The sequence below is a fragment of the Streptomyces sp. NPDC057474 genome, assembly GCF_042802555.1.
GTDB lineage: Bacteria > Actinomycetota > Actinomycetes > Streptomycetales > Streptomycetaceae > Streptomyces.
Window position 1 is genome coordinate 13,856 of record NZ_JBHVDX010000013.1, and the last position, 22,787, is coordinate 36,642.

The following is a 22,787-nucleotide window of genomic DNA, read 5'->3' on the forward strand; positions in this document are numbered from 1 at the left end:
ACTCGGGCACCGGCGGACATCTCCCCCACCGGTGCCCGAGGGCGTGTCAGGCGAGGGTCACCTCGACCGGCAGCTTCTTGATGCCGTTGACGAAGTTCGAGCGGACGCGCGGGACGTCACCGACGAGGCGGATGTCGGCGAGACGCGGGATCAGCTCCTCGAACATGATGCGGATCTCCGTGCGGGCCAGCAGGTTGCCGAGGCACAGGTGCGGGCTGCCCTTGCCGAAGGTGACGTGGTCGTTGTCGGCACGGGCGACGTCGAAGTCGTACGGGTTGCCGAAGATCTCCTCGTCGCGGTTGCCGGAGGCGTACCACATGACGACCTTGTCGCCCTCCTTCACCTGCTTGCCGCCGAGTTCGACGTCACGGGTCGCGGTGCGGCGGAAGTGGTAGACGGGGGACGCCCAGCGCAGGAACTCCTCGGTCGCCACCGGGATCAGGGACGGGTCCTCCTGGAGACGGGCGAGCTGCTCCGGGTGCTGGAGCAGGGCCAGCATGGAGTGGGTGATGGTGTGGCGGGTGGTCTCGTTGCCGGCGACGACGAGGAGCAGGAAGTAGTTGTCGAAGTCCTGCTCCGAGAGCGGGACGCCGTCGCGCGGGGTGGTGTTGACCAGCTTCGACACCAGGTCGGTGCCGTCGCCGCCGCGTCGCCGGCGGGCCAGTTCGCGGCCGTACTCGAAGACTTCGAGGGAGGCGGGCGAGCGGAAGGGCAGGTCGCGGTACTGCTCGCTCTCCGCACTGTGCAGGAGCACGTCGGCGTAGTCGGGGTCGGTGTTGCCGATGATGCGGTTGCCCCAGTCGATCAGCCGCTGGTTGTCCTCCGGCGGGACGTCCAGCAGCCGGGCGAGGACATTGATGGGGAAGTCGGCGGAGACGTCTGCGACGAAGTCGAAAGTGCCCTTGGCGAGGGCCCTGTCGAGGGTGGTGGCGGTCAGGCCGCGCAGGAAGTCGGTGTAGCTGTTGATGACGTTCGCGCCGAACTGGCGCTGGATCACGCTGCGCAGCGCACGGTGGCGGACACCGTCCAGCTCCAGGATGGAGGCGCGTTTCTTGATCTGGTCGTCGTCGACCTCTTCGAGGTTGACGAACCGGGTGGAGGTGAAGGTCTCGGCGTCGCGGTCCACGCGGGCGATGTCGGCGTGCCGGGTCACCGCCCAGAAGCCGGAGTTGGGGGCCTCCTCCGGCTGCCAGTGCACCGGGTCCTGATGGCGCAGGGTGTGGAACATACGCCACGGGGTGACGCCGTCGGTGAAGTTGTCGAGGTCGGCGAGGTCCACGTCGTTCAGCGGCATGGGTTCCTGCACGGCTTCGCGTACCGGGGGGCGGTGGGCGGAAGTGGTCATGACGGGTCTCCCAGGCGTCACAGGTGGTAGGCGTACTCGGTGAACTCCCAGTCGGTGACGTGCCGTTGGAAGCGTTCGACCTCATCGCGCTTGTAGGTGAGGTACGAGGTGGTGAAGTCCTTGCCGAGGATCTCGGTGAGGGCGGTGTCCGCCGCCAGCTCGTCGAGGGCGGCGGGCAGGCTCATCGGCAGCACGGCGGCTCTGGCGGTGTCGTAGCCGTAGCCCTCCAGCGGGGCAGGGGGCTCCTTGCCCGCCCGGACGCCGAGCAGTGCGGCGGCGATCGTGCCCGCGATCAGCAGATACGGGTTGGCGCCGGCGTCACCGAGCCGTAGCTCCAGCCGGGCGCCGGAGCCGCGCTCGGGCGGTATGCGGACCATGGCGCTGCGGTTGTCCAGCCCCCAGTCGATCAGCCAGGGCGCGAGGGTGTCCGGGCCGAAGCGTTTGTACGAGTTGACCGTCGGGTTGGCGAGGGCGGCGAGCGCCGGGGCGTGGGCGAGGACACCGGCGATCGCGTGGCGGGCGGTGTCGGACAGCCCGTACCGGCCCGCCGGGTCGTCGAAGTCGTTGTGTCCCCGCTCGTCGTCGCAGGACAGGTGGAGGTGGAAGCCGGAGCCGCCCGCGTCGTTGAAGGGCCTGGCCATGAAGGTGGCGAGCCGGCCCTCCTTGCGCGCCAGTTCCTTGACGGCGGCCTTGAAGCGGAAGGAGCGGTCGGCGGCCGAGAGCGCCTCCGAGTGCGTCAGGTTGATTTCGAACTGGCCGCCGTCGAACTCGTGGTTGCCGTTGGTGACGCCTATGCGCAGGTCGCGGAGCCGGCGCAGGGTGCGCAGCAGATGGTTGTCGGGGTCGGCGCGCAGGCCGGCCGTGTAGACGCCGCCGGTGGCGCCCGAGTAGCGCTTCCAACCGCTGGGAGACGCGGGGTCCTCGTCACAGAGGAAGTACTCGAGTTCGGGGCCGACCACCGGGCGCAGCCCCTGTTCGGCGCACTGGGCGAGCACCGAGCGCAGCAGGTCGCGGGGGGACTCGGGGGCGGGTGCGCCGGTGGCCGGGTCGATGGTCTCGCCGAGACAGGTGGCGACGCCGGGTTCCCAGGGCAGGGCGAGCAGGGTGTCGAGGTCCGGGCGGACATGGATGTCGGGCAGGCCGGCGTCCAGGCCTCCGGCCACGGGGACGACGTCCCCCTGGGGTGAGGTGTGGTAGACCGCCCGGCAGAAGGCGAGCCCGTGCTCGCACGCCGTCGGCAGCTGGTCGAGCAGCACGTCGCGGGCCCGGTCGGTGCCGATGAGGTCGGGATAGGTCACCCGGACCACGTCGATGCCCTCGGCGGCCAGTCGCTCCTGGTAGTGCGCGACGGCCGGTGTTTCAGATGCGCTCACCGTGGTCTCCTCGGCGACTGCGGTCAATTGTTTGATGCCAAACGATAAGAACGACTCCATCGGCCCGCAAGGGGTCGGCCACAAAAAATTATCCACCTGGACAGGTATTGACCAGGGGTGGACGACTTCCTATGTTGTTTGAAGCCAAACGAGTCGGAGGTCCCCATGAAGGTCGTCGTCGACATGAACAAGTGCCAGGACCACGGACAGTGCGTCTTCGCCGCCCCCGACGTCTTCCAGCTCGACGAGAACGGGCGCCTGGCCTACGTCAGCGATCCCGACGACGCGCTCCTCGACGAGGTCGAGGAAGCGGCCGACGTCTGTCCGCTCCAGGCCATCCGGATCGAGGCCTGATCGATGAGCACACGCATTGTCGTGGCCGGCGCCTCCATGGCCGGTCTGCGCGCCGCCGAGCAGCTGCGCGCGGCGGGCTGGACGGGGGCCGTCACCGTCGTCGGCGACGAGACCCACATGCCCTACAACCGGCCCCCGCTCTCCAAGGAGGTGCTCGCCGGGAAGGCGCCCTTCGAGTCTCTGGCCTTCCGTCCCCGCGCGAGCGTGGCCGACGTGGAGTGGCGGCTCGGCACGAAGGTCGTCGCCGCGCGCCTCGACGAGCGGACCGTGGAACTGGACGACGGATCCACACTGTCGTACGACGGTCTGGTCGTCGCCACCGGTATGCGGCCCCGTCGGCTCGGCTGCCCCGGTCCGCTCGCCGGCCGCCACACGGTCCGTACGCTGGCCGACGCGCAGGGGCTGCGGGACGAGCTGACCCGGCCCGGGGCCAGGGTGGTCGTGGTCGGCGCCGGGTTCATCGGCTGCGAGGTCGCCGCCACCGCCGTGGGCCTCGGTGTCGCCGAGGTGACCGTGGTCGATCCGCTGCCGCTGCCCATGGTCGGTCCGCTCGGTGAGCTGCTCGGGCGCGCGCTGCTGCGGCGGCACGAGGAGCGCGGGGTGCGGTTCGCGCTCGGCACGGGCGTCGCCGGGTTCGAGGGCGAGGACCGGGTCACGGGCGTGGTGCTCGGCGACGGGACCGTACTGCCCGCCGATGTGGTCGTGGAGTCGGTGGGCTCGGTCGCCAACGTCGAGTGGCTGGAGGGCAACGGCCTCGATCTGTCCGACGGCGTGCTCACCTGCGAGCGGCTGAGGGTCGGCGGACGGCCCGAGGTGGTCGCCGTCGGTGATGTCGCCCGCTTCCCCAACGCCCGCTACGACGGCGTACCGCGCCGGGTCGAGCACTGGTCGATTCCCACGGACACCGCCAAGCACGCGGCGAAGGTGCTGGTCGCCCATCTCACCGGCGCGGCCACCGGGTCGGCGCCGTTCGGACCGCTGCCCACCTTCTGGAGCGACCAGCACGACTTCCGGCTGCAGTCCTTCGGCGCGCCGGTCCTCGGCAGGGACGACGTACGGGTCCTGGACGGCGACCCGGCCGCGGACGTCCTGGTCGGCTACCACCACGGCGGCCGGCTGGTCGGAGTCGTCGCGCTCGGCGGCCCCGCCACCGTTTCCGCCGCCGCCCGCTACCGCGCCGAACTGCTCAAGCAGCCCGCCCTCACCGCGTAAGGATCCTCCTGACCATGACCAGTGTCCGTGGATACTTCCACCCCAAGACGGCGAGCGGTACCTCGTCGCTGATTCCGTCCCCGCCGTGGCGCTACTCGGGCGACCTGCTCACCGTCGAGTACCGCACGGATCCGGCGCGGGTGCGTGAACTCCTGCCTGAGCCCTTGGAGTTGGCCGACGAGGACCCCGGTGCGGTCGCTCTGATCTGGGCCGACTGGCAGTCCTGCTCGGCTTCAGGGGCGGAGCTGCTCGACCCCGTGCTCTCCCAGTACAAGGAGGCCTTCGCGGTCGTCCGCTGCACGTACAAGGGGCGGACGTACTCGCGGTGCGTCTACATCTGGGTCGACAAGGACTTCGCGATCGCCCGCGGGCTGCACCAGGGGTATCCGAAGAAGCTCGGGTCCATCCATCAGACGCGGCCGCATCCGCTGGGGCCCGCTCCACGGATCGAGGCGGGAGCACGGTTCGGGGCGACGCTGGCGGCTGCGGATCGGCGGCTCGCGCAGGCCGTGGTGACGCTGCGGGAGCCCTCGGAGACGAACGGGTTCGTGAACGCGCACCCCATGGCTCATCACCGGTGGCTGCCGTCCATCGAGAGGGGGAAGGGGTTGGCGCTCGATGAGTTGATCGAGACCGGGGCGGCTTCCTTCGAGGGGGGTCAGCCGTGGGTCGGCGAGGCCGAGTTGGAGCTTTTTGAGGCACCGACCGAGGAGTTGGCTCGCTTGGAGGTTCGTGAGCCGATCGCTGCGTATTACCGGCAGGTGGGGGTTGTCTGGGACGGGGGGCGGTTGTTGGAGTCCGGGACGTCCGAAGCGGCTGCCGGGTGAGGTTCGTGGGCGACTGCGGGTCGTCCGTGGCTGGTCGCGCAGTTCCCCGCGCCCCTAGGTGAGCGGGTCCGTCCCTATCCCGAGAAGGAAGCCCCTTTCATGTCTGACAAAATCGTCGTCGCCGGAGTTTCCGTCGACACCCGGCACTGGATCGGTGGCCAACGGGTCGCCTCCGCCGAGACCTTCACCGACGTCTCCCCCATCGATGGTCGTGTCCTCGGCGAGATCGCTCGCGGTGGTCCGGGCGAGGTCGAGGCCGCTGTCGTCGCCGCCCGTGAGGCGTTTCCCTCCTGGGCCGCCACCCCCCGCGCCGAACGCGCCCGCGTCCTGCACGCCATCGCCGACGGGGTCGAGAAGCGGCTCGAAGAGCTGGCCGTCGTCGAGACGAACGACAACGGGGCGCTGCTGCGGTCGCACCGGCGGGGTGTGATGCCGCGGGTGGCGCACAACTTCCGGTTCTTCGCGGACTGGCTGCTGACCCTGGGGCACGAGGACTTCGAGACGCGCGGGCACACCAACCAGGTGAGCTGGGACCCGGCCGGGCCGTCCGTGCTGATCACGCCGTGGAACGCGCCGCTGATGCTGGCCACCTGGAAGGTCGCCCCGGCGCTGGCGGCCGGCAACACGGTGATTCTGAAGCCCGCCGAGTGGACTCCGCTGACCGCGTCGCTGCTGGCGGACATCGCCGCCGAGGCGGGACTGCCCGCCGGGGTGCTGAATGTCGTCCAGGGGTACGGCTCGGAGATCGGTGACGCGCTCACCTCGCACCCGGACGTGCGCCGGATCAGCTTCACCGGTTCGGTGCCGACTGCGAAGCGGATCGCCGGGTCTGCGGCGCCCAACCTCACTCCGCTCAGCCTCGAACTGGGCGGCAAGTCACCTCTGTTGGTGTTCGCGGACGCCGATCTGGACCTGGCCGTGGACCTCGCGGTGGAGCAGTACGACAACGCCGGGCAGGTGTGTCTGGCCGCGACGCGGTTCCTTGTGGAGGAGTCGGTCGCGGAGGAGTTCACCCGGCGGTTCGTGGAGAAGGCCAGTGCTCTGCGGCAGGGTGATCCGCGGGACGAGGCCACGGACATCGGGCCCAACATCCATCCCCGGCAGTTGGAGAAGATCGACGGGTTCGTGCGGCGGGCCGTGGCGGCCGGGGCCCGTGCGGTCATCGGCGGGCACCGCGAGGGCGAGCAGTACTACGCGCCCACGCTGCTCACCGAGGTCGCCCAGGACTCGGAGATCGTGCAGGAGGAGGTCTTCGGACCGGTCCTGACGCTCCAGACCTTCGCCGACGAGGACGAGGCGGTCCGGCTGGCCAACGACACCCGGTTCGGGCTGGCCGCCACCCTCGCCACCGGTGACACCGAGCGCGCCGCGCGGGTGACCGAGCGGCTGGTGGCGGGCACGGTGTGGGTGAACTGCTTCTTCGTACGCGATCTGCAGGCACCTTTCGGCGGCTCCCGTGACTCCGGGGTCGGCCGGGAGGGCGGCACCTGGAGCTTCGACTTCTACTGCGATGTGAAGAACACCGTGACCGCACCGAACGGATGGAACAGCCATGGGTGAGATCGTCGGGGCGGGACTCCTCGCCCACGTCCCCACCATCGTCCTGCCGGAGGCCGACCGGCTGGAGCTCAACGAGGGCAAGGAGATCACCCTCGTCACCGGACTCCAGCAGCTCCGCGAGGACGTCTTCGAGCGCGATGCCGCCAACGAATACGACACCGTCGTCGTCCTCGACTCGCACTGGGCGACGACCGTCGAGTTCGTCGTCACCGCGCAAGCGCGCCGCGCCGGACTGTTCACCTCCGAGGAGCTGCCGCGCGGGATGTGCCGGATGCCGTACGACTTCCCCGGTGATCCCGAACTCGCCCTGAACATCGAGAAGTTCGCGGACAAGCACGGCACCTGGATCACCGCGATCGAGGACGAGTACCTGCCGATCTACTACGCCACGATCAACCTCTGGAAGTTCCTCGGCGAGGGTCTGCCCGACAAGCGGTGGGTGACCATCGGGGTCTGCCAGACCGGGGACATGGAGGACCATCTGCGGCTGGGGCGGGCGCTCGCCGACGGTATCGCCGCCACCCCCGGGCGGCGGGTCCTGATCATCGCCTCCGGCGCCCTCTCCCACACCTTCTGGCCGCTGCGCGAGCTGCGCGACCACGAGGCCAGCGACCCGGTGCACATCTTCACGCCTCAGGCGCGCGCGGCCGACCAGGAGCGGATCGCCTGGTTCAAGGAGGGCCGGCACGACAAGGTCCTCGACACCATGGACGAGTTCTGGAAGTTCAAGCCCGAGGCCAGGTTCTTCCACTACCTGATGATGGCGGGCGCGCTGGGCGAGCAGGCCTGTGTCGCCAGGGCCCGGCAGTACGGGGAGTACGAGAACTCCATCGGCACCGGACAGGTACATCTGTGGTTCGACCGCCCGGCCGACGGCTGGACCGGCGACGACAGTGCCGGCACACCCGCGAACGCCGGTCCGCGCAACCCTCACACCCGCAGCTAGCCGCAACACTGGAGCCCTCATGCCCGAGTACCGCCGCATCCTCCTCGACGGTGCCACCGTCCAGGTCACCGTCGACGACGACGAACTGGTCGCCGGGGACGGCCGCCGCGTCAAGATCGAGGAGGCCCACCACCTTCCGCCGGTCGTGCCGTCGAAGGTGATCGCCGTCCACCTCAACCACCGCAGCCGCGTCGACGAGTTCCAGATCGGACTCCCCAAGACGCCCACCTACTTCCACAAGCCGACCTCCTCCCTCAACAGCCACAAGGGCGCCGTCGTCCGCCCCGACGGCTGCAAATGGCTCAACTACGAGGGCGAGGTCGCCATCGTCATCGGGAGGACCGCGCGGAACATCGCGCCCGAGGACGCGGGCGAGTACATCGCCGGCTACACCGTCGCCAACGACTACGGCCTGCACGACTTCCGTGACACCGACGCCGGTTCGATGCTCCGGGTGAAGGGCTCCGACACCCTCTGCCCGCTCGGCCCCGGGCTCGTCACCGACTGGGACTTCCACGGCAAGCGGCTGCGGACGTACGTCAACGGCGAGGTCGTCCAGGACGGTTCGACGGACGAGATGAAGTGGGACATGCACTACCTCGTCGCCGACATCGCCCGCACCATCACGCTGTTCCCGGGTGACGTCCTGCTCTCCGGCACCCCGGCCAACTCCCGGCCCGTGCAGCCCGGTGACATCGTCGAGGTGGAGGTGGAGGGCCTCGGCCGGCTCACCAACCACATCGTCACCGGCCCCACCCCCGTACGCACCGACGTCGGCGCACAGCCCACCGAATCCGAGGAGGTCCTCTCCACGGCGCTCGGCGGCGACTGGGAGTTCCGTGGCATCCGCCCGCCCCAGCGGTGACCTCCCGGGGCGGAGACGGGCAGGTGGCGGGCGGGAGGCAGGCGGGTAGGGTCACGCGCATGACCGACTCCGCCGACGCCCCGAAGAGCCGACGGCCACGCAAGCGCCTCCACTACGGCGAAGGGCGCGAGGCCCTGCTGAACGCCGCCGTACACGTGGTGGCGCGGGGCGGGTTGCGCAAGCTCACCTATCGGGCCGTCGCGGAGGAGGCGGGGGTCACCCACGGGCTCGTCGTGCACCACTTCGGGTCGCGCGACGCCCTGATCGAGGAGGCCCTCGCCCACACCATCCGCACCTCGCTCAACACCAGCTCCCTCGAACCGGGCACGGGCAGGGTCGCCGACTTCTCCACCGGGCTCTCCGACATGGTCACGGCCGATCCGGACACCCAGGCGTTCCAGTACGAGCTGCTGCTGGAGTCCCGCCGCCGGCCGGAGCTGCTGCCGCAGATCCGTGAGCTGTACGACGAGTACTTCGACGCCGCCCAGCGCGAGCTGGGCCGGATGCTGCCGGCCGGCGCGGACAAGGCGCTGACCCGGCTGGTCTTCGCCGCGCTCGACGGGCTGGTGCTGCATCAGCTCGTCCTCGGCGAGCCCGACGTCACGGACGCCGCCCTGGCAGAGCTGCGCTCCCTGCTGCGGCTGCTCGACGCCAATGGCGACGCCCATGAAACCCGTGACGCCGACGAAGCCGGCGACGCCCGCGCATAGCCTCTGACCTCAGCGGTTCCGGCCCCGGGCGTTCGCCGTCCGGGGCCTTTCGCCGTCCCGGCACGCACCCGGAAAACCAGGCGGAAGGCCGACCGGAAAGCCCGGCGAAAATCTTCACGGAATCCCTTGCCAAACGGATAGTTCGGGCCCACGATAAGGCAACTCGTTTGGGTCTAAACGAATCCATCCCTCCCCGTCCCCGACAGGTGATCCGAGTGGACAGTCAGACGGCGGTCGCCCCGCACAGCTCTCAAGATCCATCCACGGCAGGCAGGCTCAAGCCCGATTCCCTCGGCGTCCTGGGCATCCTCTTCTTCGTCCTTTCCGCCCAGGCCCCGCTGACCGGCATCGCCGGAGCCGTCCCCATCGCCGTCGTCATCGGCAACGGGGCCGGTGTCCCCGCCGCGTATCTCGCGGCCGGCGTCGTGATCCTGCTGTTCTCGATCGGCTTCGTCGCCATGGGCCGCCACGTCGTGGACGCCGGCGCCTTCTACACGTACATCGGCAAGGGGCTGGGCCGCTCGACCGGCTCCGGCAGCGCCGGCGTCGCGCTCTTCGCCTACTGCGCCATCCAGGCCGCGATGTACGGGCTCTACGGCGCGACGGTGAGCGGCCTCGTCGAGCACTACGCCGACATGCGGATCGCCTGGTGGGTGTGGGCGCTGGTCACGATGGTGGTGGTCCAGGTCCTCGGCGCCGCCGGGATCGAGATGGGCGCCAAGCTCCTGGCCGTGTTCGTCCTGGCGGAGTTCAGCATCCTGATCGCCTTCGCCTTCGTGACCTTCTTCAAGGGCGGCGGCCCCGAGGGGCTCGGCCTCGCCGACAGCTTCTCGCCGGACGCGGCGCTCCAGGGCGCTCCCGGTGTGGCGCTGATGTTCGCCGTGGCGTCGATGTTCGGCTTCGAGGCGACCGCCATCTACGGCGAGGAGGCCCGGGAACCGAGGAAGACGGTCCCGCGCGCCACCTATCTGTCGGTCGCGGTGGTCACCGGCTTCTTCGCCTTCACCTCGTGGATGCTGGTCTCCGCACACGGCGCGACCCAGGCGACGGCCGAGGCGGGCAAGGCGCTGGAGAGCGGCGACGCCGCGGGCTGGGTCTTCGCCCCCATCGCGGCGGAGTTCGGCGCGTGGACCGGCGATGTGCTGCCCGTCCTGCTGGCCACCTCGCTGTTCGCCGGCATCCTGGCGTTCCACAACTCCGCCAACCGCTACCTGTTCTCCCTGGGCCGCGAGGGTCTGCTGCCGCGCGGGCTGACCTCGCTCAACCGGCGCCACTCCCCCTGGGCGGCCGGCCTCGTCCAGACCGTGATCGCGGTGGCGCTGGTCATCCCGTTCGCGCTCCTGGCCAAGGACCCCGTGCTGACGCTCTTCTCCTGGTTCAGCGGAGTGGCCGTCCTGGCGATGATGCTCCTCTACTTCCTGACCTCCGTCTCCGTGGTCGTCTTCTTCCGCCGCTCCCGTGCCGACACCCGGCCCTGGAACACGCTGATCGCGCCGGTCCTGGGCGCACTCGGCATCGCCTGGGCGATCTGGCTGATCATCGAGAACTTCACCACGCTCATCGGCGGCGACCAGGCCACCGCCGTGTGGCTGCAGCTGACCGTCCCGGCGGTGCTGGTGCTGGGTCTCGTCGTGGCACGGGTGACCCGGGGCCGGCAGACGGTCACGGACTGACCGCCACTCCCCTTCACCGATTCGAACCCCTCACAAAGACAAGAAGAAGTGGAGAGCTGATGCCCGCCCTCGCCCACGACGACCTGCTCCGTCGCGCCAAGGAACTGGATCTGCCCGACCAGCACCACATCGACGGGGTGGACGAGCCGGGCGGGGGCGCCTCGTTCGCCGTCGTATCGCCCCGTGACGGTCAGGTCCTCGTCGAGGTGGCCGACGCCGGGAGCGCCGAGATCGACCTGGCCGTGGCCGCCGCCCGCCGCGCCTTCGACTCCGGCCCCTGGCCCCGCCTCGCACCCGCCGACCGCGGCCGGATGCTGCTCCGCGTCGCCGAACTCCTCGATGAGCAGCGGGAGAAGCTCGCCCTCACCATCACCCTGGAGATGGGCAAGCCGTACACGGAAGCACACGACATCGAACTGCGCGCCGCGATCAACACCTTCCGCTGGTACGGGCAACTGGCCGACAAACTCACCGACGAGTCGCCCCACACCTCCCCCGACTCCCTGGCCTTGATCACCCGGGAGCCGACGGGTGTCGTGGGCGCGGTGGTGCCGTGGAACTTCCCTCTGACGCTGGCGAGTTGGAAGGTCGCCCCGGCGCTGGCGGCGGGCTGCACGGTCGTCCTGAAGCCCTCCGAGAACTCCCCGCTGTCCGCCCTGCTCCTGGGCCGGATCGCCACCGAGGCCGGACTGCCGCCGGGCGTCCTCAACGTCGTCACCGGTGACGGGCCGACGGCCGGGCGGGCCATCGGACTGCACCCCGATGTGGACGTCCTGGCCTTCACCGGCTCCACGGCGGTCGGCCGGCACTTCCTCCACTACGCCGCCGACTCCAACCTCAAGCGGGTCTGGCTGGAGCTGGGCGGCAAGTCGCCGAACATCATCCTCCCCGACGCCCCCGACCTGGAGAAGGCCGCCGCCACCGCCGCCTGGGGCATCTTCTTCAACCAGGGCGAGATGTGCACCGCCCCCTCCCGGCTCCTGGTGCACTCCTCCGTCGCCGAACGCGTCACCGAGGCCATCGTGTCCCGCGCCCGGGAACTGCGCGTCGGCGACCCGCTCGACCCGGCCACCGAGATGGGCGCGCTGGTCGGCGAGGCCCACCTCGACCGGGTCCTCGACCACATCGGCACCGGTGTCGACGAGGGCGCGCGACTCCGGGCGGGCGGCGACCGCACCCTGACCGGTAGCGGTGGCAGCTATCTGCGGCCCACCGTCTTCGACCAGGTGGATCCCGGTATGCGGCTGGCCCGCGAGGAGATCTTCGGCCCCGTCCTGTCCGTCCTCACCTTCGACGACCTCGACGAGGCGGTACGGCTCGCCAACGCCACCGAGTACGGTCTCGCCGCCGGCCTGTGGACCTCCGACCTGTCCACCGCCCACAAGGTCTCCCGCGCACTCAAGGCCGGAACGGTCTGGGTCAACTGCTACGAGGAGGGGGACCTGACCGTCCCCTTCGGCGGCATGAAGCAGTCGGGCAACGGCCGCGACAAGTCCGCCCACGCCATCGAGAAGTACACCGAGCTGAAGACCACGTGGATCCAGCTGTGACGACGTCCGTGCGACCTGCGACGACGCCCGTGCGACCGCTCATCGCCGTCCCCGCCCGCTTCTCCGCGACGACCTCCGCACTGCGGTACGCCGCCGAGGTCAACGCCCGCGCCCTGATCGAGGCCGTCTGGCGGGCGGGCGGCGAACCAGCGAGCATCCACCCGGCCTCCGGTGACACGGCCGCGCGCCTCGCCCGCTTCGACGGAGTCCTTCTCCCGGGCGGTGGTGACCTCGCCCCGCACCACTACGGGGCGCGAGGTGTCCACGCGAGCGTCTACGACGTCGACGAGGTGCAGGACACCTTCGACCTCGAAGTCGCCCGCGCCACCCTGGACCTGGGCATCCCCCTGCTGGCGATCTGCCGGGGCCTCCAGGTCGTCAACGTCGCCCTCGGCGGCACCCTGGAACAGGACATGGGCGGTCCGGACCGGGAACACCGGCACCTCGTGCACCCGGTGGCGCTCCAGCCCGGCACGCTGCTGGAACAGGCCACCGGTGTGCAGAAGGTGGATGCCTCCTGCTACCACCACCAGCGGGTGGAGATCCTCGGCACGGGACTGGAGATCACCGCCCGCGCCGCCGACGGCACCGTGGAAGGACTCGAACTCCCGGGCGCCCCCGGCTGGTTCACCGCCGTCCAGTGGCATCCCGAGGACACCGCCGAAGAGGATCCCGCGCAGCAGGCCCTCTTCGCCGCTCTCGTACAGGCCGCCGGGGACAGCCGTCAGTCCTCGCCGCCCTCCAGGTCCCCCTCCGCCTCCAGGTACACCTGACGCAGGCCCTCCAGCACCGCCGGGTCGGGCTTCTCCCACATCCCCCGCGACTCCGCCTCCAGCAGCCGCTCGGCGATGCCGTGCAGGGCCCAGGGGTTGGCCTGCTGCAGGAACTCGCGGTTGGTCTCGTCCAGGACGTAGGTCTCGGTGAGCTTGTCGTACATCCAGTCGGCGATCACGCCGGTGGTGGCGTCGTAACCGAACAGGTAGTCCACGGTGGCGGCGAGTTCGAAGGCGCCCTTGTAGCCGTGACGGCGCATCGCCTCGATCCACTTGGGGTTGACGACACGCGCGCGGAACACCCTGGACGTCTCTTCGACGAGGGTGCGGGTGCGGACCGTCTCGGGGCGGGTGGAGTCGCCGATGTACGCCTCGGGGGCCGTGCCGCGCAGGGCTCGGACGGTGGCGACCATGCCGCCGTGGTACTGGAAGTAGTCGTCGGAGTCGGCGATGTCGTGCTCGCGGGTGTCCGTGTTCTTCGCGGCGACCTCGATCCGCTTGTACGCGGTCTCCATCTCCTCGCGGGCCGGGCGGCCGTCGAGTTCGCGGCCGTAGGCGTAGCCGCCCCACACCGTGTAGACCTCGGCGAGGTCGGCGTCGGTGCGCCAGTCGCGGGAGTCGATGAGCTGGAGCAGTCCGGCGCCGTACGTGCCGGGGCGGGAGCCGAAGATACGGGTGGTGGCCCGGCGTTCGTCGCCGTGGGACGCCAGGTCGGCCTGGACGTGGGCGCGGACGTGGTTGGCCTCGGCCGGCTCGTCCAGGGAGGCGGCGAGGCGTACGGCGTCGTCGAGCAGCCCGATGGTGTGCGGGAACGCGTCGCGGAAGAAGCCCGAGATGCGCAGGGTGACGTCGATGCGCGGGCGGCCCAGCTCCTCCTGCGGGATGGCCTCCAGGCCGGTCACCCGGCGGGAGGCGTCGTCCCAGACCGGGCGGACGCCGAGCAGGGCGAGGGCCTCCGCCACGTCGTCGCCGGCCGTGCGCATCGCGCTCGTGCCCCACAGCGACAGTCCCACGGACGTGGGCCATTCGCCGTTGTCGGCGCGGTAGCGCTCCAGCAGGGAGTCCGCGAGGGCCTGGCCGGTCTCCCAGGCGAGGCGGGAGGGGACGGCCTTGGGGTCGACGGAGTAGAAGTTGCGGCCCGTCGGCAGGACGTTCACCAGGCCCCGGAGCGGGGAGCCCGAGGGGCCCGCCGGGACGAAGCCGCCGTTCAGCGCGTGCACGGTGTGGTCGAGTTCGGCCGTGGTCGCGGCGAGCCGGGGCACGACCTCGCGGGCGGCGAACTCCAGGATCGCGGCGACCTGTTCGCCGTGCTCGGCGGGGACGGCGGCCGGGTCCCAGCCCGCGTCCTCCATCGCCTGGACCAGCGCGCGGGCCTTCTCCTCGGCCTCGTCGGCGGTCGTGCGGGTCGCGGCGGACTCGTCGAGGCCGAGGGCCTCGCGCAGGCCGGGCAGGGCGGTGGTGCCGCCCCAGATCTGGCGGGCGCGGAGGACGGCGAGGACCAGGTTGACGTGGTCGGCGCCGGTGGGCGGCTTGCCGAGGACATGCAGACCGTCGCGGATCTGGGCGTCCTTGACCTCGCAGAGCCAGCCGTCGACGTGGAGCAGGAAGTCGTCGAAGCCGTCGTCCTCCGGGCGGTCGTTCAGGCCGAGGTCGTGGTCGAGCCTGGCGGCCTGGATGAGGGTCCAGATCTGGGCGCGGATCGCCGGGAGCTTCGCCGGGTCCATGGAGGAGATCTGCGCGTACTCGTCGAGGAGTTGCTCAAGGCGCGCGATGTCGCCGTAGGAGTCCGCGCGGGCCATCGGCGGGACCAGGTGGTCGACGAGGGTGGCGTGGACGCGGCGCTTGGCCTGGGTGCCCTCGCCCGGGTCGTTGACCAGGAAGGGGTAGACCAGCGGGAGGTCGCCGAGGGCGGCGTCGGGGCCGCAGGCGGCGGACAGGCCCGCGTTCTTGCCGGGCAGCCACTCCAGGTTGCCGTGCTTGCCGAGGTGGATCATCGCGTCGGCGCCGAAACCGCCGTCGTCGGCGCGGGCCGCGATCCAGCGGTAGGCGGCCAGGTAGTGGTGGGAGGGCGGGAGGTCCGGGTCGTGGTAGATCGCGATCGGGTTCTCGCCGAAGCCGCGCGGCGGCTGGATGAGGATCAGCAGGTTGCCGAAGCGGAGGGCCGCGAGGACGATGTCGCCCTCCGGGTTGGCGCTGCGGTCGACGAACATCTCGCCGGGCGCCGGGCCCCAGTGCTCCTCGACGGCGGTGCGGAGCTGCTCGGGGAGGGTGGCGAACCAGCGGCGGTAGTCGGCCGCCGGGATACGGACCGGGTTGCGGGCCAGCTGCTCCTCGGTGAGCCAGTCCTGGTCGTGGCCACCCGCCTCGATGAGGGCGCGGATCAGCTCGTCACCGTCGCCGGAGGCCAGCCCGGGGACGTCGGCGCCCCCGAAGTCGTAGCCCTCGTCGCGCAGTCGGCGCAGCAGGGCGACCGCGCTGGCGGGGGTGTCCAGGCCGACCGCGTTGCCGATGCGGGAGTGCTTCGTCGGGTAGGCGGACAGGACGAGCGCGAGGCGCTTGTCGGCGTTGGCGATGTGGCGGAGCCGGGCGTGGCGTACGGCGATTCCGGCGACACGGGCGGCGCGCTCGGGGTCTGCGACATAGGCCGGGAGGCCGTCCTCGTCGATCTCCTTGAAGGAGAACGGGACGGTGATCAGGCGGCCGTCGAACTCGGGCACGGCGATCTGACTGGCGGCGTCGAGCGGGGAGACGCCCTCGTCGCTCTCCTCCCAGGCGGCGCGCGAGCCGGTCAGGCACAGGGCCTGCAGGATCGGCACGTCGAGGCCGGTCAGGGCGCCCGCGTCCCAGGACTCGTCGTCGCCGCCGGCCGACGCCTCGGCGGGCTTGGTGCCGCCCGCGGCGAGGACGGTGGTGACGATGGCGTCGGCGGCGCGGAGTTCCTCGATCAGCTCGGGCTCGGGGGCGCGCAGGGAGGCCACGTACAGCGGGAGCGCGTGGGCGCCCGTGTCCTCGATCGCCTCGCACAGGGCGCCCACGAAGGCGGTGTTGCCGCTCATGTGGTGGGCGCGGTAGTAGAGCACGGCGACGGTCGGGCCGTCGGTGCCCTCGGCGCCGTCGCGCGGGGTGCGCTCCAGCGGGCCCCACGAGGGGGCGGGCGCGGGGGCGTCGAAGCCGTGGCCGGTGAGCAGGACGGTGTCGGAGAGGAAGCGGGCGAGCTGCTCCAGGTTGGCGGGGCCGCCGTGGGCGAGATAGGCGTGGGCCTCGGCGGCGATGCCGACCGGGACCGTGGAGGCGGCCATCAGCTGGGCGTCGGGGGCCTGTTCACCGGTGAGGACGACTACCGGGCGGCCGTCGGCGAGCAGCAGGTCGAGGCCGTCCTGCCAGGCGCGGATGCCGCCGAGGAGACGTACGACGACCAGGGCGGCGCCGTCGAGGAGCGCCGGGATGTCGTCCAGCGCGAGGCGGGAGGGGTTGGCGAAGCGGTACGGGACCGGGCCGGCGGCCGCGCGGGCGCTGAGCAGGTCGGTGTCGGACGTCGACAGAAGCAGGATGTGGGGCTGCGTCGAGCGCTCCCCGGACGATGGCTGCATGCGGCTGCTGGCCTTCCTCGGGGTCCGCGCCCCGGGCGGTGTCGGATCGGAGTCTCCCCTGCTCGGGCGGGACCGAGGGGTACGGGGAAGGGAGTTCCTGACTTGCCCGCCCCTCCTGGGACGGACTCACAGTGGCGGGACCGCGCCGGACTCACACCGGGCTTCCTCCCCTGTCGCCGTGGTGGCGTCGGCGGACCGGATGATCCACCAAGCAGCATAGTAAGGGTCGCCTCAAAAGGGCGGAGGATACGTCCGTTGTGCCGGTGGGTATGCTCGCCGCCATGTCCACGCCTCCCGTCCGTTCATCGTCCCAGGCCACAGCGGTCACACGGGACCGTGGTGACGCCTGCCCGGGGACGTTGCGGCTGCACGCGGCGGACGACGGGGCGCTGGCCCGGGTCCGGGTGCCCGGTGGTGTGCTGACCGTCCGCCAGGCCGAGGCGCTCGCCGAGGCGGCACGGCGGCTCGGCGACGGTGAGCTGCATCTCACCTCGCGCGGCAATGTGCAGCTGCGGGGACTTGCCGACGGCTGCGGGGCCGAGCTGGCCGAGTCACTGGACGCGGCCGGGCTGTTGCCCTCCGCCGGGCACGAGCGGGTGCGCAACATCGTCGCCTCGCCCCTGGCCGGCCTCGACGGGCGGGGCCTGCGTGACGTACGGCCCTGGCTGTCGGCCCTCGACGCGGCGCTGTGCGCGAGCGACGCGGCGCGGGAACTGTCGGGCCGGTTCCTGTTCGCGCTCGACGACGGGCGGGGGGATGTGGCCGGGCTCGACGCCGATGTGACGGTCCGGGCGGCCGGGGACGGCGGTGCGCTGCTGAGCCTCGGAACGGCCGACGAGGCCCTGTCGGTGCCCGGCGAGGACGCGCCCCGTGCCGCGCTGGCGGCCGCCGAGACCTTCTTGGAGGCGGCGCGGGAGAGCGGGTCCCGGGTCTGGCGTGTGACCGAACTCCCACTCCAGGGCGAGTTGCTCCGCCTGGTCCGCCATCGACTGGCCGCCGACGGCATCGACGCCGCCAGCCGGGCCCGGACCGGAACCGGGACGGCCCGGGCCGAGGGCCCGCCCCCCGGAGCCGTCGGCGACGCACTCTCCGTACACCCTCCCCTCGGGCGCCTCACCGCCCTCCAGTGGCGGGAGTTGACGCACCTCGCGTCCACGACCCCCTGCCGTGAACTGCGGTTGACTCCCTGGCGCGGAGTCGTCGTCCCCACGCCGGGCCTGGGCGAGGAGCAGGCGTCCGAAGCGCTCGCCCGGCTCACCGTGACCGGCCTCGTCACCGATCCGGCCTCTCCCTGGCTCCGCGTCGGCGCCTGCATCGGGCGGCCCGGCTGCGCGAAGTCCCTCGCGGACGTACGGGCGGACGCGACCGGGAGCCTCGACGCGGCCGGGCGCGGCGGCCTCCCCCTGTACTGGTCCGGATGCGAGCGCCGCTGCGGCCACCCCCGGGGTGAACGGATCGACGTGGTGGCCGTGCCGGGCGGCGGCTACCAGCTCTCCCGCGCCACCCCGGGACAGGACCCACGCACCGCGTCCATGGCCGGCCCCGGCCAACTCGCCACCGCCCTGGCGGCGATCACCCCATGACCCGCACGAACCACACCCTCACGAACCACACCTGCACAAACGACACCCTCACGAACGACACCTGCACGAACGACACCCGTATGACGACCGAGAGCAGCGAGAAGACCACCGTGACCACGTACGACTACGAGAAGGACGGCCCGGCGATCTACCGGCAGTCCTTCGCCACCATCCGCGCGGAGGCGGACCTCGCGGCCCTGCCCGCCGACGTCAGCCAGGTCGCGGTACGGATGATCCACGCCTGCGGAATGGTCGACCTCGTACGGGACTTGGCGTACACGCCCGACGCGGTGGCCCGTGCCCGTGCGGCCCTGCGCGCCGGAGCGCCCATCTTCACCGACGTCCAGATGGTGGCCAGCGGGGTGACCCGCAAGCGGCTGCCCGCCGACAACGACGTGCTGTGCACGCTCTCCGACCCGGCCGTCCCCGAGCTGGCGGCGAAGCTGGGCACGACGCGCAGCGCCGCCGCCCTGGAGCTGTGGCGGGACCGGCTGGAGGGTGCGGTCGTGGCTGTCGGCAACGCGCCCACCGCGCTCTTCCGGTTGCTGGAGATGATCGAGGAGGGCGCGCCCCGGCCCGCCGCCGTCATCGGCGTGCCGGTCGGGTTCGTCGGCGCCGCCGAGTCCAAGGACGCGCTCGCCGCGCACCCGTCGGGCCTGGAGCACATCGTCGTACGCGGCCGTCGTGGTGGGAGCGCCATCGCCGCCGCCGCGCTCAACGCGATCGCGAGTGAGGAAGAGTGAGCGGCAAGCTGTACGGGGTGGGGCTCGGCCCCGGTGACCCGTCCCTGATGACCGTCCGGGCCGTCGAGGTCATCTCCGAGGCGGATGTGATCGCGTATCACAGCGCCCGCCACGGCCGTTCCATCGCCCGCTCGATCGCGGCGAAGCACCTGCGCGCCGACCATATCGAGGAGCGGCTGGTCTACCCGTTGACGACGGAGACCACCGATCACCCGGGTGGCTACAAGGGCGCGATGGAGGAGTTCTACGCGGAGGCGTCGGCCCGGCTGGCCGCGCATCTCGACGCGGGGCGCACGGTCGCGGTCCTCGCGGAGGGCGATCCGCTCTTCTACGGCTCCTACATGCACATGCACAAGCGGCTCGTCGACCGCTACGACACCGAGGTCGTCCCCGGTGTCACGTCCGTGTCCGCCGCCGCCGCGCGTCTGGGCACGCCGCTCGTCGAGGGCGAGGAGGTGCTGACGATCCTGCCGGGCACCCTGCCCGAGGAGGAGCTGACCGCACGGCTCGCCGCGACGGACGTGGCCGTGGTGATGAAGCTGGGGCGGACCTTCACCAAGGTGCGGAGCGCGCTGGAGAGTTCGGGGCGGCTGGGCGAGGCCCGCTACGTCGAGCGGGCCACCATGGCCGGGGAGCGGCTCGCCGAACTGGCGGACGTGGACGCGGAGTCGGTGCCGTACTTCTCGGTGGCCGTGCTGCCCAGTCAGGTCGACTCCGAGCGGCCCGTGGCCCGGGAGCGGGGCGAGGTCGTGGTGGTCGGGACCGGGCCCGCCGGTCCGCTGTGGCTGACGCCCGAGACGCGGGGCGCGCTCGCCGCCGCCGACGACCTGGTCGGCTACACCACCTACCTGGACCGGGTGCCGCGGCGGGCGGGCCAGGTCCGGCACGGCTCGGACAACCGGGTCGAGTCGGAGCGCGCCGAGTTCGCCCTCGATCTGGCCCGGCGCGGACGGCGGGTCGCGGTCGTCTCCGGCGGCGACCCGGGTGTCTTCGCCATGGCGACGGCCGTGCTGGAGGCCGCCGCGCAGGAGGAGTACGCGGACGTCCCGGTGCGGGTGCTGCCGGGGGTGACCGCCGCCAACGCGGCCGCCGCCCGCGCGGGCGCCCCGCTCGGCCACGACTACGCCACGATCTCCCTCTCCGACCGGCTCAAGCCGTGGGAGGTCATCGCCGAGCGGCTGCGCGCGGCGGCCTCGGCGGACCTGGTGCTGGCCCTGTACAACCCCGGTTCGCGCAGCCGCACCTGGCAGGTGGGCAAGGCGCGCGAGCTGCTGCTGGAGCACCGGGCGCCGGACACCCCGGTCGTGGTCGCGCGGGACGTGGGCGGCTCCGGCGAGCGGGTGCGGATCGTACGGCTGGCCGACCTGGACCCGGCCGAGGTCGACATGCGCACGATTCTGCTGGTCGGCTCCTCACAGACCCAGGTCGTACGGCGGGGGGACGGCGAGCAGATCGTCTGGACGCCTCGCCGGTATCCGGAGGGGTGAGCGGGGCGGTACCGCGAGCGGCGGCTGCCGGGGTTCAGCGGGCGGGGAGACGCTCTTCGACCCAGCGCGCCGCCGCCTCGGGGTCCGCCACCACGGTGACGCCCTCGGGCACGGGAGGCCTGCGCACCACGACGACGGGCACCCCGGCCTCCCGGGCCGCGGTCAGTTTCGGCGCGGTGGCGGCTCCCCCGCTGTCCTTCGTCACGACGACGTCGACGCGGTGGCGGCGCAGCAGTTCCCGCTCCCCGTCGAGGGTGAAGGGGCCCCGGTCGAGCAGCACCTCCATACGGGCCGGGTGCGGGGCCTCGGGCGCGTCGACGGACCGTACGAGGAACCACAGGTCGTCCAGGGCGGCGAAGGCTGCCAGGCCCATGCGCCCGGTGGTGAGGAACACGCGTCGGCCGAACGTGGGCAGCAGCTTCGCGGCCTCTTCCAGCGAGCCCACGTCGTGCCAGTCGTCGCCGTCGGCCGGGACCCAGCCGGGTCGGCGCAGCGCGAGCAGGGGAACATGGGTCATGGCGGCCGCCCGTGCCGCGTGGAAACTCATGGTCCCGGCGAAAGGATGGGTGGCGTCGATGAGCGCGTCCACCCCGTGCTCGCGCAGCCAGGCGCCCAGCCCCTCGGCCCCGCCGAAGCCGCCGACGCGGACCTCGCCCGGGGGCAGCCGTGGGCTGGCGACCCGTCCGGCGAGAGAGCTGGTCAGGGTCAGGCCGGGGGTGCCGTGCAGCCGCTCGGCCAGACGGCGGGCCTCCGTGGTTCCGCCGAGTATCAGTACGTGCATGGAAGTCCGGGTCCGTTCATGAGCGGTGAAGCGAAAGACATCGGTGCGGCGAAAGCCGTCGGTGAGGCGAAAGCCGTCGGTGAGGCGAAAGCCGTCGGTGAGGCGAAAGCCGTTGGTGAGGCGAAAGCCGTTGGTGAGGCGAAAGCGGTCGGCGAGGCCAAGGGCGGTCGCGCGGCCCAACTCAAGCACACCGGTCTGCGGCACGGCTGGACCACCGGTGCCTGTGCGACCGCCGCGACGACGGCCGCGTACACCGCGCTGCTGACCGGCGAGTTCCCCGACCCGGTGACCATCACCCTGCCGAAGGGTCAGACCCCGTCGTTCGCGCTCGCGGTCGAGGAGCTGACCGGCGGGAGCGCGATGGCGGGGATCGTGAAGGACGCGGGCGACGACCCGGACGTCACGCACGGCGCGCTGGTCCGGGCCACGGTACGGCGGCTGCCCGCCGGAGCCGGGGTGGTGTTCAAGGCCGGTCCCGGGGTCGGGACGGTCACCCGTCCGGGCCTGCCCCTGCCCGTCGGCGAGCCGGCTGTGAACCCGGTCCCCCGCCAGATGATGCGGGACCACGTCGCCGAGGTCGCCGCCCGCCACGGCGGCACCGGCGATGTCGAGATCACCCTCTCCGTGGACCACGGCGAGGAGATCGCCCGCTCCACCTGGAACCCCCGCCTCGGCATCCTCGGCGGTCTGTCCATCCTGGGCACGACCGGGATCGTCGTCCCGTACTCCTGCTCGGCGTGGATCGACTCCATCCGGCGGGGCGTGGACGTGGCACGGGCGGCCGGGCGTACACATGTCGCCGGGTGCACGGGGTCGACGTCGGAGAAGACGGTCGTCGCCGAGTACGAGCTGCCCGAGGACGCCCTGCTCGACATGGGCGACTTCGCGGGCGCGGTGCTCAAGTACGTCCGCCGGCATCCCGTCGACCGGCTGACCATCTGCGGCGGCTTCGCCAAACTCTCCAAGCTCGCCGCCGGCCATCTCGACCTGCACTCCGCCCGCTCCCAGGTCGACAAGGGCTTCCTCGCCGAACTCGCCCGGCGCGGCGGCGCGGACGAGGCACTCGCCGCCGAGGTGGCCGGCGCCAACACCGGGCTCGCCGCGCTCCAGCTGTGCATGGCCGCCGGGGTGCCGCTCGGCGACCTGGTCGCGACGACGGCCCGCGACGAGGCACTCGCCGTGCTGCGGGGCGCGCCCGTCGCGGTCGACGTCATCTGCATCGACCGCGCGGGCATGGTCGTGGGCCGCAGCACGGTCCGCTAGCCGGGCATCCGCATGTGCGTTGTCGGCTGCGGGTGGGTGGGGGCTGGTCGCGCAGTTCCCCGCGCCCCTAAAAGACGCAGGCCCCGCGCCCCTAAAAGACACAGGCCCCGCAGGCCTGAAAAGCGACGGCCCTGCGGGCCGAAAAGCACGGG

General features: G+C 71.8%; 18 protein-coding genes and 1 riboswitch. Of the genes, 14 read left to right on the plus strand and 4 right to left on the minus strand.

Translation table 11 applies throughout. The features are described 5' to 3' along the window. Positions 1–46: 46 nt before the first annotated feature. Together ACFU53_RS05690 and ACFU53_RS05695 are read right to left on the minus strand one after the other, a co-directional pair. Entirely contained in the window at positions 47–1,345 is a 1,299-nt protein-coding gene (locus ACFU53_RS05690; protein WP_383986369.1) for a cytochrome P450, read from the minus strand. Positions 1,346–1,362: 17 nt separating this feature from the next. Continuing rightward, complete coding sequence (locus ACFU53_RS05695; RefSeq protein ID WP_383986371.1) at positions 1,363–2,718, minus strand: glutamine synthetase family protein; 1,356 nt, start codon at positions 2,716–2,718, stop codon at positions 1,363–1,365. A 165-nt stretch (positions 2,719–2,883) separates the two neighbouring features. Between ACFU53_RS05695 and ACFU53_RS05700 the strand changes: the two genes are divergently transcribed. The 10 genes from ACFU53_RS05700 to ACFU53_RS05745 all read left to right on the plus strand — a co-directional run bounded on the left by ACFU53_RS05700 (position 2,884) and on the right by ACFU53_RS05745 (position 13,188). Continuing rightward, entirely contained in the window at positions 2,884–3,072 is a 189-nt protein-coding gene (locus ACFU53_RS05700; RefSeq protein WP_383986373.1) for a ferredoxin, read from the plus strand. 3 nt (positions 3,073–3,075) lie between these two features. Continuing rightward, positions 3,076–4,284: an NAD(P)/FAD-dependent oxidoreductase gene (locus tag ACFU53_RS05705; RefSeq protein ID WP_383986375.1), complete on the plus strand. Its 1,209-nt coding sequence runs from the start codon at positions 3,076–3,078 to the stop codon at positions 4,282–4,284. 14 nt (positions 4,285–4,298) lie between these two features. After that, positions 4,299–5,111 (plus strand): acetoacetate decarboxylase family protein, encoded by an 813-nt coding sequence (locus tag ACFU53_RS05710; protein WP_383986377.1) that lies wholly within the window; start codon positions 4,299–4,301, stop codon positions 5,109–5,111. 99 nt (positions 5,112–5,210) lie between these two features. After that, positions 5,211–6,671 carry an aldehyde dehydrogenase gene (locus tag ACFU53_RS05715; RefSeq protein ID WP_383986378.1) on the plus strand — a complete coding sequence of 487 codons (1,461 nt, stop codon included), beginning with the start codon at positions 5,211–5,213 and terminating at the stop codon, positions 6,669–6,671. Beyond that, complete coding sequence (locus ACFU53_RS05720) at positions 6,664–7,617, plus strand: 3,4-dihydroxyphenylacetate 2,3-dioxygenase (RefSeq protein ID WP_383986380.1); 954 nt, start codon at positions 6,664–6,666, stop codon at positions 7,615–7,617. Before ACFU53_RS05715 ends, ACFU53_RS05720 begins: the two co-directional genes overlap by 8 nt. 19 nt (positions 7,618–7,636) lie before the next feature. Then, positions 7,637–8,482, plus strand: coding sequence for a fumarylacetoacetate hydrolase family protein (locus ACFU53_RS05725; protein ID WP_383986382.1), 846 nt, complete (start codon positions 7,637–7,639; stop codon positions 8,480–8,482). Positions 8,483–8,541: 59 nt separating this feature from the next. Further along, on the plus strand, positions 8,542–9,192 hold the full coding sequence (locus ACFU53_RS05730) for a TetR/AcrR family transcriptional regulator (RefSeq protein WP_383986384.1): 651 nt from the start codon (positions 8,542–8,544) through the stop codon (positions 9,190–9,192). A gap of 215 nt (positions 9,193–9,407) precedes the next feature. Beyond that, entirely contained in the window at positions 9,408–10,865 is a 1,458-nt protein-coding gene (locus ACFU53_RS05735; protein ID WP_383986386.1) for an APC family permease, read from the plus strand. Positions 10,866–10,924: 59 nt separating this feature from the next. Then, positions 10,925–12,415 carry an aldehyde dehydrogenase gene (locus tag ACFU53_RS05740; protein WP_383986388.1) on the plus strand — a complete coding sequence of 497 codons (1,491 nt, stop codon included), beginning with the start codon at positions 10,925–10,927 and terminating at the stop codon, positions 12,413–12,415. Next, positions 12,412–13,188, plus strand: coding sequence for a gamma-glutamyl-gamma-aminobutyrate hydrolase family protein (locus ACFU53_RS05745; protein WP_383986390.1), 777 nt, complete (start codon positions 12,412–12,414; stop codon positions 13,186–13,188). The genes ACFU53_RS05740 and ACFU53_RS05745 overlap by 4 nt, the downstream gene beginning before the upstream one ends. Here the strand turns inward: ACFU53_RS05745 and cobN are convergent. Continuing rightward, positions 13,140–16,778, minus strand: a complete 3,639-nt coding sequence (cobN, locus tag ACFU53_RS05750) for a cobaltochelatase subunit CobN (RefSeq protein WP_383986391.1) — start codon at positions 16,776–16,778, stop codon at positions 13,140–13,142. The two genes, ACFU53_RS05745 and cobN, sit on opposite strands and share 49 nt — an antisense overlap. A gap of 91 nt (positions 16,779–16,869) precedes the next feature. Further along, positions 16,870–16,946: riboswitch (cobalamin riboswitch) on the minus strand. A gap of 101 nt (positions 16,947–17,047) precedes the next feature. On the opposite strand from cobN, the gene cobG reads away from it, so the two are divergent. From cobG to ACFU53_RS05765, 3 genes are all read left to right on the plus strand, one after another. Continuing rightward, positions 17,048–18,361 carry a precorrin-3B synthase gene (gene cobG / locus ACFU53_RS05755; protein ID WP_383986451.1) on the plus strand — a complete coding sequence of 438 codons (1,314 nt, stop codon included), beginning with the start codon at positions 17,048–17,050 and terminating at the stop codon, positions 18,359–18,361. An 80-nt stretch (positions 18,362–18,441) separates the two neighbouring features. Then, complete coding sequence (locus ACFU53_RS05760) at positions 18,442–19,104, plus strand: precorrin-8X methylmutase (protein WP_383986452.1); 663 nt, start codon at positions 18,442–18,444, stop codon at positions 19,102–19,104. Continuing rightward, positions 19,101–20,591, plus strand: a complete 1,491-nt coding sequence (locus ACFU53_RS05765) for a precorrin-2 C(20)-methyltransferase (RefSeq protein ID WP_383986393.1) — start codon at positions 19,101–19,103, stop codon at positions 20,589–20,591. Before ACFU53_RS05760 ends, ACFU53_RS05765 begins: the two co-directional genes overlap by 4 nt. A 34-nt stretch (positions 20,592–20,625) precedes the next feature. On the opposite strand, the gene ACFU53_RS05770 is transcribed toward ACFU53_RS05765, so the two are convergent. Further along, positions 20,626–21,372 carry a cobalt-precorrin-6A reductase gene (locus ACFU53_RS05770; RefSeq protein ID WP_383986395.1) on the minus strand — a complete coding sequence of 249 codons (747 nt, stop codon included), beginning with the start codon at positions 21,370–21,372 and terminating at the stop codon, positions 20,626–20,628. Between the two features lie 18 nt (positions 21,373–21,390). Here ACFU53_RS05770 and ACFU53_RS05775 point away from each other — a divergent pair, with 18 nt between their 5' ends. Then, entirely contained in the window at positions 21,391–22,635 is a 1,245-nt protein-coding gene (locus ACFU53_RS05775; RefSeq protein ID WP_383986397.1) for a cobalt-precorrin-5B (C(1))-methyltransferase, read from the plus strand. Positions 22,636–22,787 lie beyond the last annotated feature (152 nt).